The organism is Vibrio sp. M260112 (assembly GCF_036533775.1).
GTDB lineage: Bacteria > Pseudomonadota > Gammaproteobacteria > Enterobacterales > Vibrionaceae > Vibrio.
Map to the genome: position 1 here is coordinate 39,035 of NZ_JATABH010000003.1, position 16,059 is coordinate 55,093.

The following is a 16,059-nucleotide window of genomic DNA, read 5'->3' on the forward strand; positions in this document are numbered from 1 at the left end:
CTAAAAACTAACATACACCATTTCATGGCGAAATGTTGAACGATGGCTATAAAGGCGCGCATGTTAACTCATTAAATCCATCATTAAAACTGTTTTAGATCATCATTAAGTCGATATTTCTTTCTTGCCGAGTAAGAAAATTGGCAATATCCTGTCTCTATCTGCTTTGAAAGGTATAACTATGGAAACCGAGATAGAACTGAAGTTTTTTGTATCTCCCGATTTTTCAGACACTTTACGAGACAAGATTTCTGAAACAAAAGTACTTCAGCACAGCTGTCGAGAGTTAGGTAACACTTACTTTGATACGCCGGATAACTGGCTTCGTCAGCACGATATTGGTCTAAGGATTCGCCGTTTTGATGACGTCTATGTTCAGACGGTGAAAACATCAGGTCGTGTGGTTGCAGGATTGCACCAGAGACCGGAGTACAATGCTGAACATGACAGCAATGACCCGCAATTAGCCCTTCACCCGGGCGATATTTGGCCGGCAGGAAAAGATATCGCCACGCTACAGTCTGAGCTTCAGCCTCTTTTCTCTACTAATTTCACCCGAGAGCAATGGTTGATTGGTATGCCTGATGGTAGCCAAGTTGAGGTTGCGTTTGACCAAGGCATGGTCGAAGCCAATGGTAAGCAAGATCCGATTTGCGAAGTTGAGCTCGAGCTAAAGTCCGGACAGACCGATGCGTTATTTACACTGGCTCGTAGCTTCTCTGAAGATGGCGGTATGCGCTTAGGCAATTTGAGCAAAGCAGCCAAAGGCTACCGTTTAGCGATGGGCTACACGGGGGACGAAGTAAAACCGTTAACCTTAGTTGCAACGAATAAGAATGACACCGTTGAGTCGTGTTTTATCAACTCTTTAGAACATGCTCTTTCTCATTGGCATTACCATGAACAGATCTATTCAGAGCGTGATTCGATAGAAGCGGTGCATGAGATAAAAAATTCGCTCAGCTTCATTCGACAGATTTTAACGGTTTACGGTGGTGTGGTTCCTCGTCGTGCAAGTGCTATTTTGCGCCAAGAGCTTAAATGGCTTGAGCAAGAACTTGAGTGGTTACATGATTACGACTACCTCGAAGATCTGCTTGATGACAAAGGCCATGCGCTACGTAAACTCGATGCGCGTAAGTTTCTTGTCAGTGAACTGAAACTGCTTCAAGAACAGCTACCGAGTCGTGAACAAGTTTTGGAGTTACTGAATTCAGCACGTTATACTGGCTTGTTGTTAGATTTAAGTCGCTGGATCCTGACTCGCGGTTGGCAGCCTTTCCTTGATGATAAGTCTCGCGAAAAAATGACACTTAATATTGAGCATTTCTCAATACAGCAACTTGATCGCACATGGGCTGAGTTGATGGAAGCTTTCCCACCAGAACGCAACCTAACTAGCCAAGACTACATTGAGCAGCAATACCGTTTGATGCGTAATCTATATACCGGTGTTAGCTTTGCTAGCCTGTTTGATGTTGATGAGCGCAACGGTTTCCGTTTGCCTTGGAGTGATCTATTGCATGGTACGGATGACCTGCAAAAGCTAAAAACGTTAGAGCAATTAGTGGACAAGCTAGAAGGCGAAGAGCGTGAACAACTCGAGCGTTGGTTGGCACGACAAGAAAGCTCGATACTTCATGCTATGGAGCAGACTCGAGTCATTTGTATTGAAGCTCAGCCATATTGGCAAAGCTAATCAGTAAATAACGTAAAAGCAACGGGAGCCTTATGGCTCCCGTTTTGATTGTTGCTGCTCGAGTCGGTCTAAACGTTTTAGAATCTCATCTTGTTTCTCGACCAGTTCGACCAGCAATCGCTCTTTGTTCTCAGAGCGTTTTGTTTGGATTTTATTTGGCGAAGTGATCAACGAGGTAATCAAACCTGTGATCATACCAAATAGGCCGACACCACATATGATCAAACCGGATGCCAGCAACTTACCGCTATTGGTAACCGGGTAATGATCGCCATATCCTACCGTAGAGATCGTCACCAGCGCCCACCACAGGGCATCCCCACCTGTCTGAATATTGGCATCAGGATCCGAACCTTCAATAAACAGCATCATACTGGATCCAACCGTCAGCAGTACAACCATAAGCAATAGGATAGAAGCAAGCGTCGTTTCACGTCGATTGCTGAGAAGTTGCTTTAACAAGTAGCGACTAGATCGAATAACCAAAATGACACGCATGATATGAAATATGCGCGCAAAGCGAAGAGGTTCTACCATTGGAATACTGGCAAGAAAATCGATCCAATGACGTTTCAAAAATTGCACACGATCTGTCGCACGGATTATATCTATGCTGAGTTGTAGGATGAAAATGCTACAGATAATAAAGTCTAAGCCGATAAAAACTTGTCGAGTTTCTGGGGTGAGTGGAAAGAACAATAAGCCCGAGATCACAAATAGCGCCATAAATGACAGGATCAGTGACAACAAGCTCATCGGTTTAGTGTCGTCTTTGGTAATATCTCTTTTCATACGAGGCTCGAAAAAAATCATAATCAGCGCGTTCGAGGGAGTGGAGTCTCCGCATCACTCTAGTATAAAGCACTGAAATCAAAAAAATTTCATTTATTGGAGAACGGACAATGACCAAGATGGCATTTAAGCCGTGGGAACGAGTTATCACGGATATTCGACTGGTTCCTAAAATGGTGATGCTAATGGTGTTCAGTACAGTACTGATCATCGGAAAGCAACTATGGGATGCGAGTGTCTTCTACGACGCTCTTCTTGCAGCAACTCAAGACGCTCAAGTTGCGCAACAGCATTATGAAGCTTACCTAGTACAGGTGGCTTGGCAAACTGTTGCCATGATTGTTGTTTTCGTCGTTCTCCTTTTATTCGCTGCACGGGTTATGTTACGTCAAACCCAATACCTAAGCGAGTCAATTAAATTAATGGCGGCCAGAGACCTTTCTGTTCCTATTGAGATGGAATGTAAGGATGAATATGGTGATGTTGCGCGTGAGCTTGAAAGAACCCGCGTTCAGCTACAGGAAATGATCCGCTTGCAAATCGATGCGTCTCAAGAGCTCGCAGGACTGACGGAAGTGATGGCATTAAGTATGTCCGAAACCAAGGAGTCTGCGCAGGAAGAGTTTAATGAGATTGATCAGCTAGCCACGGCGATGAGCGAAATGACATCAACGGTCCAAACTGTTGCTGGCCACGCTCAAAACGCTTCATCACTGACTGAAAGTGCGTCTGGACAAGCCGAGACAGGTCAACGCTTTGTTCAAGATACGGTCTTGAAAATCAGTGAACTTTCTAAAGATATTTCAGCTTCAGCACAGGCTGTCAATCAAGTAGAAGAGAGTGTCGATTCCATTGGTAGTGTGGTTGGTACCATTCAAGGGATCTCTGAGCAAACTAACTTGCTAGCGCTCAACGCCGCGATTGAAGCGGCACGTGCGGGTGAAGCGGGTCGAGGCTTTGCGGTTGTTGCCGACGAAGTGCGCAACCTTGCTCAGCGTACTCAGCAGGCGACTGTCGAAATCCAAGAGATGATTTCTCAGCTACAAACAAGTGCCAACTCTGCGGTTGAACTGATGGAAAAGAGTGTGGTTGAAGCCGCTGAAGGTGTGGAATTGGTGACCAACGCGGGTAGCGAATTGGATGGTATCGTGAGTCAGGTCAATCAAATCAATGATATGAACTTCCAAATCGCCACCGCAGCAGGTCAGCAGAGCAGTGTTGCGGAAGAGATGAGTCAAAACCTGACGAATGTGCGAGAGCTGGTGCAAGCATCGGTCACCGTGGTTTCCGAGTTGCTAGAGACATCAGAAATCATGCAGCAAAATGCTGAGGAACTGGATAAGAAAATCACTTCATTTAAGGTGTAGCTTCTCAACTTAATTGCAATAAACGCCCACTTGCTACTAGTGGGCGTTTTTTATTGGTATAAATAGAGCGTTACCTTTCACTCAACTGGTATTTCTATCACAAGGAAGAATCATGCAACTGCCAGAAAGTCTTGTCTCCATCTCCCAGTCTGCAACCGACTCATTATTTCAATCTGATGCAATTTCACACTGGCCTGACTCTTTGACCCAGCAACTTAGCTACGTCGCAGGTTTAAGTCAGTTTGTCTGTAATACCTTGGTGGCAGATGAGCAACTTCAGCAATTGTTGCCACATATGTTGGCAGAGAATTCGCGCTACGAGCAATACCGAGAAAGATTGGCCAGTATGCTGAGTGAATGCAGCGATGAAATGCAGGGACATCGAGTCCTGAGACAGTTCCGCAACAGAGAAATGGTTTATATTGCGTGGCGTGACTTCACCGCTTCGTGGTCACTAGAAGAGAGCCTTACTCATTTATCCCAGCTTGCCGAAGCGATGATTTTCGAGACATATCATTGGCAGTACGATGCTTGCTGTGAACTGTGGGGAACGCCGATGAATGCTCAGGGTGAGGCTCAGCCAATGCTAATCATTGGCATGGGTAAGCTTGGCGGAGGAGAGCTCAATTTCTCTTCCGATATCGATCTGATCTTTACCTATCCAGAAAATGGTGAGACGCAAGGAACACGCCGCAGTATTGCGAACGCTCAATTTTTTACTCGTTTAGGCCAGCGCATCATTAAAGCCCTTGATCAGCAGACCTTTGATGGTTTCTGTTATCGGGTTGATATGCGCCTGCGTCCTTTTGGTGACAGTGGTCCGTTGGTAATGAGCTACGCTGCTTTGGAGGACTACTATCAGGAGCAGGGGCGTGATTGGGAACGCTACGCAATGATTAAAGCACGGGTCATGGGCAGTGAGATGTACCCGCAATATCAAGAATTGCGTCAAATGCTGCGCCCATTTGTGTTCCGTCGCTATATCGATTTCAGTGCGATTCAGTCTCTTAGACGCATGAAGTCGATGATCAGCAGCGAGGTTCGCCGTCGTGGTCTCAGCAATAACATTAAGCTCGGTGCTGGTGGTATACGTGAGATTGAGTTTATTGCCCAGGTATTTCAGTTGATAAGAGGTGGCCGAGAGCCAAGTCTACGTCAGCGCGGACTGCTCGTCACGATTGATGCCGTTGAAGCGTTAGAGCTACTTACGAAACCAGAAACGCAGGCTTTAAGAGAGGCCTACAAATTCTTACGTCGATTGGAAAACCTGCTTCAAGCGATGGCAGACAAACAAACTCAGACTCTTCCTGAATGTGAAACTGAGCGATTGCAGCTTGCGGTTGCTATGGGGTACGGCGCTTGGGCAGATCTTATCGCGGATGTAGAAACGCACATGGCGAATGTACATGGCGTGTTTGCTGCGCTGATCGGAGACGATGAAGAAGAACAGCAAGACATTGCTCAGCATTTTGTTGAACTATGGGATATGGCGGCAAAACAAGATGTTATCGAGAACATTCTTGAACAGGATATGGCAGTTGAATCGCCTCAGACTATGGCCAGTACCATCATGCAATTCAAGCAAGATTTAGCGAAAAAGACCCTCGGGCCACGTGGCCGTGAAGTTCTTAATCGCTTGATGCCAAAAGTGTTCGCTGCTATTTACTCTCATCAAGACGCCAAGTTTGGTTTGCCTCGAGTGCTGCACTTATTGCATAACATTGTTACGCGAACAACGTACCTTGAGCTGTTGGATGAGCACAATGCTGCGTTAACCCAGTTAGTTCGTTTATGTACGGCCAGTCCAATGATTTCCGAGCAGTTGGGGCGCTATCCGATTTTGCTTGATGAGTTGATCGACCCACAACAATTGTATAACCCGATTCCACTGGAGAGTTACCGCACTGAGTTGCGAGACTTTTTGGCCCGTATCCCTGAAGATGATATGGAGCAACAGATGGAAGCTTTGCGCCAGTTTAAGCAGATTTGTATCTTGCGTATCGCCGCAGCCGATATCGCGGGTGCACTGCCGGTAATGAAAGTAAGTGACCACTTAACCTATTTGGCGGAAGCGATTGTTGAGTCGGTGGTTGGGCAGGCGTGGTTGCAGATGGCTGAAAAGTATGGAGAGCCGACTCATCTTAAAGAACGGAGTGGAAAAGGCTTTGCCGTCATTGGCTATGGCAAGGTTGGTGGTTGGGAGCTAGGCTACAACTCAGATTTAGATATCGTCTTTATGCATGACTGCCCGGCTACTGTATATACCGATGGTAAGAAAGAAATCGATGGCCGCCAGTTTTATCTCAGACTGGCACAACGAATCATTCATATATTCTCAACCCGAACCGCTTCAGGGATCTTGTACGAAGTGGACACTCGCTTACGTCCTTCTGGTGCATCTGGTTTGCTGGTCAGTCCTAGTGATGCGTTCGACCTATATCAACGAGAAGAAGCTTGGACGTGGGAACATCAGGCGCTCGTTCGTGCACGAATGATATATGGTGACGAATTATTACAGCAGGCATTTGCAAAGACCCGCCATGAAATTCTTTCACTTGAACGAGACGAAGCCACTTTGAGGAAAGAAGTGTCTGAGATGCGAGTGAAGATGCGCGACCATCTGGGGGGGAAAAAGGCAGGTCGCTTTATGCTCAAGCAAGATCCAGGAGGCATCACGGATGTCGAATTTCTCGCTCAGTACCTTGTACTGCGATTTAGTCAGCAAAAACCAAAACTGACCCGCTGGAGTGATAACGTTCGAATCTTTGAGAGTATGATGGCACAAGGCATCATGGAGGAGCAGGATGCGATGGCATTGACCTGTGCTTATACCACCATGCGTGACCAAATCCATCATCGTAATCTTTTGAACCTTGATGCAGATGTTGCTGAAGATAAATTCATCAATGAACGTGAATTGGTGACTAAACTATGGCACGAGTGGCTCGAATAGGTTTTGACCACTAAAACACTATGTTAAACTCTTGCCCGAATTAGAATTTGGAGATCCACAATGAAGCCAATCCTACCGAACTACAGTGATTCTGGTGTGCTAATTATCGGCGATGTAATGCTAGATCGTTATTGGTATGGCCCTACAGGCCGTATTTCACCTGAAGCTCCAGTACCTGTAGTTAAAGTAGAAAATAACGAAGAGCGACCAGGTGGTGCTGCTAACGTAGCGATGAATATTGCCTCACTTGGTGGACATGCTCATATCGTTGGTTTAACAGGGATTGATGAACCTGCCAAAGTTCTCAACGAAACTCTCTCTGCATTGAAAGTGAAATGTGATTTTGTGGGACTGCCAAACTACCCAACTATCACTAAACTCCGCGTTCTTAGCCGTGGTCAGCAACTTATCCGTCTCGACTTTGAAGACAAGTTTGAAAATGTTGATGCTGAGCTTATTCTGGATCGTATGGAGCAAGCGCTACCAAAAGTGAAGTCAGTTGTCTTGTCTGACTACGCTAAAGGTGCTTTGGAGCACGTACAGCAGTTTATTCAAAAAGCGCGCGCTGCAAACGTGCCAGTATTCATCGACCCAAAAGGGGCGGACTTCGAACGCTATCGTGGCGCGACTCTACTGACTCCAAACATGGCGGAATTTGAGCATGTCGTCGGTAAAGTTAAGTCGAATGATGAGTTGGTTGAGAAGGGCTTAGCGCTAATTGAACAGTTTGATTTCGAAGCCCTGCTTGTTACTCGCAGTGAGCATGGCATGACGCTGCTTCGTCGTGGTCAAGAGCCGTTCCATTTACCAACACAAGCAAAAGAAGTGTACGACGTGACAGGTGCGGGAGATACGGTTATTTCTGTTCTCGCTGCCTCTGTTGCAGCTGGTAAGCCTCTAGATGAAGCGTGTGCGCTTGCAAACGCTGCTGCGGGCGTAGTTGTTGGTAAACTCGGCACTTCTACCGTTTCGACTATTGAATTGGCTGAAGCCGTTCATGGAAGTCAAGACACCGATTTTGGTGTTATCTCTGAGCATGCCCTCATTGAAGCGGTTAAAAAGGCTCAAGCATGTGGTGAGAAGGTTGTGATGACCAATGGTTGTTTCGATATTCTTCATGCAGGTCACGTCTCTTACCTTAACCATGCAGCACAATTGGGTGATCGTCTTATTGTTGCGGTCAACACGGATGAGTCAGTAAAACGCCTAAAAGGCCCAGGTCGTCCTGTGAACCCAACGGATCGCCGTATGGCTGTACTTGCAGGTTTAGGTGCAGTGGACTGGGTTGTGCCATTTGGTGAAGATACTCCACAGCGCTTAATTTCAGAAGTGCTTCCAGATCTGCTGGTGAAAGGTGGTGATTACAAACCTGAAGATATTGCTGGTGGTAAGGAAGTAATTGCCAACGGCGGTGAGGTTAAAGTACTTAACTTTGAAGATGGATGTTCAACGACTGAAATCATTGATGCGATTAAAGGTGGTAGGGGCTAACCTTACTATCCATTGCTAACAAAATGCTCACCAGTCCGGTGAGCATTTTTTATAACAAAGAAAAATGGAGCCATTTGGCTCCATTTTACTAATTGATTCAGAGGTGAATTAGTCCTCTAGGTCACCACAGAAGCGGTAGCCTTCACCATGAATGGTTGCGATGATTTCAGGTGTACCTGAAACAGATTCGAAGTGCTTACGGATGCGACGAATGGTTACGTCAACAGTACGGTCGTGTGGCTTAAGCTCACGGCCAGTCATCTTCTTAAGCAGGTCAGCGCGAGTCTGGATCTTACCTGGGTTCTCACAGAAGTGCAGTAGTGCACGGAACTCTGAGCGAGGTAGTTTGTAACCATCACCACTTGGACTAACAAGTGAGCGGCTATTGATATCCAGAACCCAACCGTTGAAAACGTATTTATCTACGCTACGCTTCTCTTCACTAACGACGCTTGAATTCATCGAACGACTTAGTAGGTTACGAGCACGGATAGTCAATTCACGCGGGTTGAATGGCTTAGTGATGTAATCGTCAGCACCAATTTCTAGGCCAAGGATCTTATCAACTTCGTTGTCGCGGCCTGTTAAGAACATTAGCGCAACGTTAGCTTGCTCACGTAGCTCACGAGCTAGCAATAGACCATTTTTGCCTGGTAGGTTAATGTCCATAATGACCAAGTTAACTTGGTTATCAGACAGCACCTGGTGCATCTCTTCACCGTCACTGGCCTCAAAAACAGCGTATCCCTCTGCTTCAAAAATACTCTTAAGAGTGTTACGAGTTACTTGCTCATCTTCGACAATAAGAATGTGCGGGGTTTGCATTGGCGGTACCTAAACTTGTGAAAAATTTGTGCTAATAGAATAAATTCTAGGCAAAAACATAACATACAGGTAATGTGATGTTGATAATAAACCAAAGACTGTAAAAATACACTCTCTTTGATTGCCCGCCATCCGTGGTACTTCTTTTCTACCCTTAGAGGTCCTTTATCCTCTGAATCCTACTAGTCTTTGAGGCGGATTCTATAATGTTAACAGCATGCTAACAACGTAGAAGTGTTAATTCCAATCACTTTGTTGATTTATATCAAGAGTTAGAATGTAACAAATATTAATAGTGTCCAGTAAATGTAAAACTGTTGGTTTTATGATAATTGATGCAAAGCTATGGCAAGCCTATTGTGATCCCTATTTTCGTTTCGAAGGTAAGATCAAGTACGAAAATTTTGCCATCATAACAGCTTGGAATCCGAGTAGCGTTTGGCTCTCACCGGACGAGAATTATCGAAATAATCAGTACTTAGCAGCAGAAATAGGCCATACTTGTTGTATGTCGGTCAATGTTGGCAATGAGGATTTCTCGTTGTGCGAAGAGATAAGCTTTACCTTATCTCGTGCCTAGAACAAAAACAGACAACGGTGTTGCTTGGTGACTGGCGATCCCGTTGCAGATAAAGGATTTACTTTTTAGAAGTTCAAGGAGGAAAAATGAAAGATATGACCCCTGATATTTGTGATAAACATGCGGATAAAGTCACCTTGCTCGAGCTGCCATTGCATAGCTTCGGTCGCAAGGATGCATTCTTTGGCGAAATTGTCACTGTTCGTTGCTATCACGATAATTCCAAGGTTCGTGAAATGCTCAGTCAGGATGGTACAGGCAAAGTGCTGGTGGTCGATGGGCATGGCTCATGTCAAAGAGCTTTGCTTGGTGATCAATTAGCTATTCTTGCGATTGATAATAATTGGGAAGGTGTCATCGTTAATGGTGCTGTACGCGATGTTGCTGCAATGGCCGAAATGGATTTAGGGGTTAAAGCCTTGGGTGCTTGCCCGTTTAAGACAGAAAAACGCGATGTCGGTGAAATCAACGTCACCTTAACAATACACAACCAAATGATTCAGCCAGGTGATTACATCTACGCCGATTGGAATGGTGTTTTAATGTCTACTGAATTGTTAGATTGGAACTAAAAGCGAAATCCAAGACCAACTTCAATCCCTTTCTGCCACTCTTGATAGTCGAGAGTGGCATGAATATCTAGATTTTCAGTCAGCTTCATACGACTCGAAACTTCTGCTGCAATTGTCGATTCTTTACCATCACTCAGAGTGTCATCACTGTAGGAGTGAAGGGTACTTTTTACCGAGAATCTTGGTGTCAATTGGTAACTTACGCCACTCAAAAAACCGGTCTCGTTTGCTCGTTCGCTATTGTTTAAGCGAGCACCTACGTACAGGTCGACCTTGCTGAAAATGTTATAAGAATAACCACCGTCTATTTTCCATGAATCAAAGTCATTGTTGTCATTTGTACTGGAAATAAAAAGCTTGTGTGGTGAAACGTTTTGTTGGGAAGGGAGTACGGGCAACTCAGCAGCAAATGACGAGCAGGCGCAAAGTAGCACTGATAGGCTAAATATTGTTTTCATACGCCACTCCTTTGCTGTCGTCTGCATTCCACTGCAAAATTAATTAAAGCATAAAACTTCCGGACTAGATGCAACTTTTATATAGCAATTAGTTATTATGATATGTGCCTATGGTTTCATTGGTTGTTGGAATTATGAGAAAGTTGGTCACATTGTGTAAAGACTGCAGAGTCGGCGTGTGAACAAAAAATAGTAACTTTTCATTGACGTGAAGATGAAAAATAGGTTAAACGTATGGGTAAGCAAACACACATTGTTATAGAAAACTAATTTTATGCAGCACCAAAGCCTAGTAATGACCACTACCATTATTATTACCGACATCGCTATTGTTGGGGCAGGCTGCTAAGCGAAAGAAAATCATAAATAAGGCCTGTATCCCACAAGATACAGGCCTTTTTTTATGTCAATTTAAGACATTTGGAGGAAGGGATGCGAGTTTTAAAGTTTGGAGGATCATCATTAGCCGATGCTGATCGTTTTTTACGAGCGGCAGATATCATTGCTAATAATGCTCAACAAGAAGAAGTCGCAGTCGTGCTTTCAGCACCAGGCAAGACGACCAATAAATTAGTTTCTGTCATTGAAGGGGCGCTAAAAAATGGCGAAGCAGAATTGCAAATCGCCGAGCTTGAGGATTCTTTCCGCGACCTTTACCAAGACATCAAGCAAGTGCTGCCGAACATCAATGGCAGTGCTTACGACAATCAAGTTAAAACATCGCTATCTCAGCTGCGCCAATTCGTTCATGGTATAAACTTGCTGGGTATGTGCCCTGACAACGTCAACGCACGTATCATTAGTAAAGGTGAACGAGTTTCTATTCAGCTTATGAAAGCGGTATTAGAGGCGAAAGGCCAACCAGCCAGTCTGATCGACCCAGTGCAATACTTATTTGCTCGTGGTGATCATCTTGAAGCGATGGTTGATGTTGAAATCTCTACTCAAAACTTCCGTCAGAATCCTCTTCCACAAGGCCGTGTAAACATCATGCCTGGCTTTACTGCTGGTAATGATGAAGGCGAGTTAGTGACGCTAGGACGTAATGGTTCGGACTACTCAGCAGCCGTTTTGGCCGCGTGTCTTCGTGCCGATTGTTGTGAAATCTGGACTGATGTTGATGGCGTTTATAACTGTGACCCTCGCTTAGTAGCGGATGCGCGTTTATTAAAATCTCTCAGCTACCAAGAGGCGATGGAGCTTTCGTATTTTGGTGCGTCTGTACTGCATCCTAAGACCATCGCGCCGATTGCCCAATTCCATATTCCTTGTCTGATCAAAAACAGTTTTAACCCACAAGGTGCGGGGACGCTCATTGGCCAAGACACGGGTGAAGATAACCTAGCGATCAAGGGTATTACCACACTCAGCGACCTGACTATGGTTAACGTGTCTGGCCCTGGTATGAAAGGCATGGTTGGCATGGCTAGCCGCGTATTTGGTGCGATGTCCTCAGCGGGAGTATCGATCGTTTTGATTACTCAGTCTTCTTCAGAGTACAGCATCAGTTTCTGTATAGAAGCTCAAGATCAGGCAATCGCAGAGCAAGCGCTTGGTGATGCTTTTGAGCTTGAACTGAAAGATGGTCTGTTGGAGCCTGTTGAGTTCCTTAATGATGTTGCGATCGTAACGTTAGTGGGTGATGGAATGCGCACTTCTCGTGGTGTTGCGTCTCAATTCTTCTCTTCGTTAGCCGAAGTTAACGTTAATATTGTTGCGATTGCTCAAGGCTCATCTGAGCGTGCTATCTCAGCAGTGATCCCAGAAGATAAGATTTCAGAAGCCATCAAAGCCTGTCATGAAAACCTATTCAATTCAAAACACTTCCTCGATGTGTTTGTGGTTGGTGTTGGTGGTGTGGGTGGCGAACTGGTGGATCAGATTGATCGTCAGCAAGCGAAACTGGCTGAAAAAGGCATCATCTTACGAGTTTGTGGTTTGGCAAACAGTAAAGGACTTCTGTTGGATAGCGAAGGGCTTCCACTTGAACACTGGCGTGATCGTATGAAAGATGCGTCAGAAGAGTTCAGTCTGGCACGCTTAATCTCGCTGGTGCAACGCAACCACATTATCAACCCAGTATTGGTTGACTGTACTTCTAGTGAATTAATCGCGAATCAATATGCTGACTTCTTAGCTGCTGGTTTCCACGTGGTTACGCCGAACAAAAAAGCGAACACCGCGAGTATGTCTTACTACCATCAATTGCGTGATGTTGCGCGTAGCTCACGCCGCAAATTGATGTACGAAACAACCGTTGGTGCGGGTCTACCTGTTATTGAAAACCTACAGAATCTTATCTCAGCGGGTGACGAACTGGAACGTTTCAGTGGCATCTTGTCTGGTTCACTATCATTTATATTCGGTAAGTTGGATGAAGGTATGACACTTAGCCAAGCGACGAATATTGCTAAAGAGAGTGGTTTTACAGAGCCAGATCCACGTGATGACCTGTCGGGTATGGACGTAGCACGTAAACTACTGATTCTTGCTCGTGAAGCCGGTATGAACTTAGAACTGGAAGATGTCATTGTTGATCAAGCTCTGCCACCAGGCTTTGATGACTCAGGCACTATAGAAGAGTTTATGCAGCGTTTACCTCAAGCAGACGCTTATTTCCAACAACTTTCTGCGCAAGCAGCCGAAGAAGGAAAAGTGCTACGCTACGTGGGTGAAATCTCGGATGGTGAATGTCGAGTAAGCATTGCGGCGGTCAATGAAAACGACCCAATGTTTAAGATTAAAGATGGTGAAAATGCGTTGGCGTTTTACAGCCGTTACTACCAGCCAATTCCATTAGTATTACGAGGTTACGGTGCGGGTACTGAAGTGACAGCGGCAGGTGTGTTTGCTGATGTGATGCGTACATTAGGTTGGAAATTAGGAGTATAAAGAAATGAGTCGAGGTATGGATGTCGTTGTTTATGCTCCTGCGTCAATCGGTAATGTGAGCGTTGGTTTCGATGTTTTGGGGGCGGCCGTGTCCCCCATTGATGGCACGCTACTGGGTGACCGAGTTATGGTTAAATCAGGCGATGAGCCGTTTAGCCTAAAAACAGCAGGTAGCTTTGTCTCAAAACTACCTGAAAACCCGAAAGAGAATATTGTTTATGACTGCTGGCGTGTATTTGCTCGCGAGCTAGACAAGAAAGGTCAAGATCTTTTGCCCCTAGAGATGACTCTAGAAAAGAATATGCCTATTGGCTCAGGATTAGGTTCAAGTGCTTGTTCCATTGTGGCTGCTTTGGATGCGCTCAACCGTTTCCATGGGGAACCTCTCAACGAAACTGAGTTGCTTGCATTAATGGGGGAAATGGAAGGACAGATATCTGGTGGTGTTCACTACGATAATGTCGCACCATGTTACCTTGGCGGCGTACAGTTGATGTTGGAAGAGTTAGGCATTATCAGTCAAGAAGTGCCATGTTTTGACAATTGGTATTGGGTAATGGCTTATCCGGGAATCAAGGTCTCGACTGCCGAAGCGCGTGCAATTCTGCCATCACAATATCGCCGTCAGGACATTATCGCCCACGGTCGTCATCTTGCTGGCTTTATACATGCTTGCCACTCTAATCAGCCTGAACTGGCAGCGAAAATGATCAAAGACGTGATCGCTGAACCGTATCGTGAGAAACTGTTACCTGGTTTTGCTGAAGCGCGTAAATACGCTGTAGCAGCCGGTGCTTTGGCGACGGGTATTTCGGGTAGTGGTCCAACGCTATTTAGTATTTGTAAAGATAAAGATGTCGCTGAGCGTGTGGCACGCTGGCTTGAACAAAACTACGTACAAAATGAAGAAGGATTCGTCCATGTTTGTCGTCTCAACAAGCAAGGTTCGAACGTAACAGGAAGTGAGCTATGAAGCTGTACAACATAAAAGAAAATGACGAACAAGTATCCTTTGGCCAAGCCGTGCGCCAAGGGTTAGGTCGTAACCAAGGCCTTTTTTTTCCATCAGAACTGCCTAAGTTTGACGATGTAGATGCGCTTTTAGCTGAAGACTTTGTTTCACGTAGTACTAAGATTCTCTCAGCACTTATTGGTGATGAGTTAGCAGAAGAAAAAGTAAATTCAATGGTTGATGCAGCGTTCCAATTTCCTGCACCAATCAAGCAAGTAAAAGAGGGTGTTTATGCCCTTGAACTGTTTCACGGTCCAACTCTAGCGTTTAAAGATTTCGGCGGCCGTTTTATGGCTCAGTCGTTAGCTGCTGTTTCTAATGGTGGTAAAATCACGATTCTGACAGCAACGTCTGGCGATACTGGTGCGGCAGTGGCACACGCTTTTTATGGGATGGAAGATATCAACGTTGTTATCCTTTACCCGAAAGGCAAAATCAGCCCTCTGCAAGAAAAGCTATTCTGTACGCTTGGCAACAATATCCACACGGTTGCTATCGATGGTGATTTTGATGCTTGCCAAGCGCTCGTTAAGCAAGCTTTCGATGACGCCGCTCTGCGTGAAGAGATTGGCTTAAATTCCGCTAACTCAATTAACATTAGCCGCCTAATGGCTCAGATCTGCTACTACTTTGAGGCCGCTTCTCAACTAAGCAAAGAGCAGCGTGAAAACCTCGTGGTATCGGTACCAAGTGGTAACTTTGGTAACCTGACAGCCGGTTTGTTAGCAAAAGCTCTAGGTTTGCCGATTAAGCGTTTCATTGCTGCGACTAACGCGAACGATACCGTGCCACGTTACTTAGAAACGGGTAAGTGGGACCCAAAACCAACGGTTGCAACCACTTCAAACGCGATGGATGTGAGTCAGCCAAACAACTGGCCGCGTATCGAAGAGCTATGCCAAGTGAAAGATTGGGGCTTAGAGACGTTAGGTAAAGGTGCGGTGAGTGATGAGCAAAGCGCGGCATCAGTAAAAGAGCTGTACCAACAAGGTTATCTGTGTGAACCGCACGGTGCGATCGCCTATCGAGTGCTGCAAGAGCAGCTTCAAGAAGGTGAGACAGGGTTATTCCTATGTACAGCACATCCAGCGAAGTTCAAGGAAGTGGTTGACGATATTTTAGGTACAGATATTGACCTGCCAGGCCCGCTAGCAAAACATGCAGTGATGGATTTGCTGTCTGAAGACCTCGCCAATGATTTCGATGCATTGAAAGAAGTCCTGCGTCGAGTGCAGAAATAAGTTAGCAAAGGTCGCTCAGGCGGCCTTTGTTTTTTTAGAGCGCTTCGAATCGAGAACGGACTTCGTCCTGCGAGAGGAACTTGTGATGAGCGAGTCGAAAGTTGCAGGCAGCGCTGGCTAAGATTTGAGTTTAATTATCTGAATTTAAAAGAAAAGGGTTGACACTGTGTGTCAACC

The 16,059-nt window shown here is 45.5% G+C and carries 12 protein-coding genes and 1 other annotated feature; of the genes, 9 read left to right on the forward strand and 3 right to left on the reverse strand.

Translation table 11 applies throughout. From position 1 onward, the window contains the following. Window positions 1-181 precede the first annotated feature (181 nt). Entirely contained in the window at window positions 182-1,699 is a 1,518-nt protein-coding gene (locus QTN95_RS02240; RefSeq protein ID WP_331416181.1) for a CYTH and CHAD domain-containing protein, read from the forward strand. A 30-nt stretch (window positions 1,700-1,729) separates the two neighbouring features. Here QTN95_RS02240 and QTN95_RS02245 read toward each other — a convergent pair whose 3' ends face one another. Further along, on the reverse strand, window positions 1,730-2,491 hold the full coding sequence (locus QTN95_RS02245) for a potassium channel family protein (RefSeq protein WP_331416182.1): 762 nt from the start codon (window positions 2,489-2,491) through the stop codon (window positions 1,730-1,732). Window positions 2,492-2,601: 110 nt separating this feature from the next. On the opposite strand from QTN95_RS02245, the gene QTN95_RS02250 reads away from it, so the two are divergent. From QTN95_RS02250 to hldE, 3 genes are all read left to right on the forward strand, one after another. Beyond that, window positions 2,602-3,858: a methyl-accepting chemotaxis protein gene (locus QTN95_RS02250; RefSeq protein ID WP_331416183.1), complete on the forward strand. Its 1,257-nt coding sequence runs from the start codon at window positions 2,602-2,604 to the stop codon at window positions 3,856-3,858. Window positions 3,859-3,970: 112 nt separating this feature from the next. Further along, complete coding sequence (gene glnE / locus QTN95_RS02255) at window positions 3,971-6,811, forward strand: bifunctional [glutamate--ammonia ligase]-adenylyl-L-tyrosine phosphorylase/[glutamate--ammonia-ligase] adenylyltransferase (RefSeq protein WP_331416184.1); 2,841 nt, start codon at window positions 3,971-3,973, stop codon at window positions 6,809-6,811. A 60-nt stretch (window positions 6,812-6,871) separates the two neighbouring features. Beyond that, the gene (hldE, locus tag QTN95_RS02260; RefSeq protein ID WP_138971826.1) at window positions 6,872-8,302 is read left to right on the forward strand and encodes a bifunctional D-glycero-beta-D-manno-heptose-7-phosphate kinase/D-glycero-beta-D-manno-heptose 1-phosphate adenylyltransferase HldE; all 1,431 of its coding nucleotides are present in this window, start codon (window positions 6,872-6,874) and stop codon (window positions 8,300-8,302) included. A gap of 108 nt (window positions 8,303-8,410) precedes the next feature. Here the strand turns inward: hldE and arcA are convergent, their stop codons facing one another. After that, window positions 8,411-9,127 carry a two-component system response regulator ArcA gene (gene arcA / locus QTN95_RS02265; protein ID WP_138971825.1) on the reverse strand — a complete coding sequence of 239 codons (717 nt, stop codon included), beginning with the start codon at window positions 9,125-9,127 and terminating at the stop codon, window positions 8,411-8,413. A gap of 325 nt (window positions 9,128-9,452) precedes the next feature. Between arcA and QTN95_RS02270 the strand changes: the two genes are divergently transcribed. Then, window positions 9,453-9,707, forward strand: a complete 255-nt coding sequence (locus QTN95_RS02270; RefSeq protein WP_331416185.1) for a DUF3293 domain-containing protein — start codon at window positions 9,453-9,455, stop codon at window positions 9,705-9,707. An 86-nt stretch (window positions 9,708-9,793) separates the two neighbouring features. Continuing rightward, the gene (locus QTN95_RS02275) at window positions 9,794-10,279 is read left to right on the forward strand and encodes a putative 4-hydroxy-4-methyl-2-oxoglutarate aldolase (protein ID WP_331416186.1); all 486 of its coding nucleotides are present in this window, start codon (window positions 9,794-9,796) and stop codon (window positions 10,277-10,279) included. On the opposite strand, the gene QTN95_RS02280 is transcribed toward QTN95_RS02275, so the two are convergent. Continuing rightward, complete coding sequence (locus QTN95_RS02280; protein ID WP_269376548.1) at window positions 10,276-10,737, reverse strand: hypothetical protein; 462 nt, start codon at window positions 10,735-10,737, stop codon at window positions 10,276-10,278. The two genes, QTN95_RS02275 and QTN95_RS02280, sit on opposite strands and share 4 nt — an antisense overlap. 284 nt (window positions 10,738-11,021) lie before the next feature. After that, window positions 11,022-11,141, forward strand: a sequence feature (Thr leader region). A 28-nt stretch (window positions 11,142-11,169) separates the two neighbouring features. Between QTN95_RS02280 and thrA the strand changes: the two genes are divergently transcribed. The 3 genes from thrA to thrC are packed head-to-tail and all read left to right on the forward strand — an operon-like array spanning window position 11,170 to window position 15,882. Next, on the forward strand, window positions 11,170-13,629 hold the full coding sequence (gene thrA, locus QTN95_RS02285) for a bifunctional aspartate kinase/homoserine dehydrogenase I (RefSeq protein ID WP_331416187.1): 2,460 nt from the start codon (window positions 11,170-11,172) through the stop codon (window positions 13,627-13,629). Between the two features lie 16 nt (window positions 13,630-13,645). Beyond that, entirely contained in the window at window positions 13,646-14,602 is a 957-nt protein-coding gene (thrB, locus tag QTN95_RS02290) for a homoserine kinase (protein WP_331416245.1), read from the forward strand. Next, window positions 14,599-15,882: a threonine synthase gene (gene thrC, locus QTN95_RS02295; RefSeq protein ID WP_331416188.1), complete on the forward strand. Its 1,284-nt coding sequence runs from the start codon at window positions 14,599-14,601 to the stop codon at window positions 15,880-15,882. Before thrB ends, thrC begins: the two co-directional genes overlap by 4 nt. Window positions 15,883-16,059 lie beyond the last annotated feature (177 nt).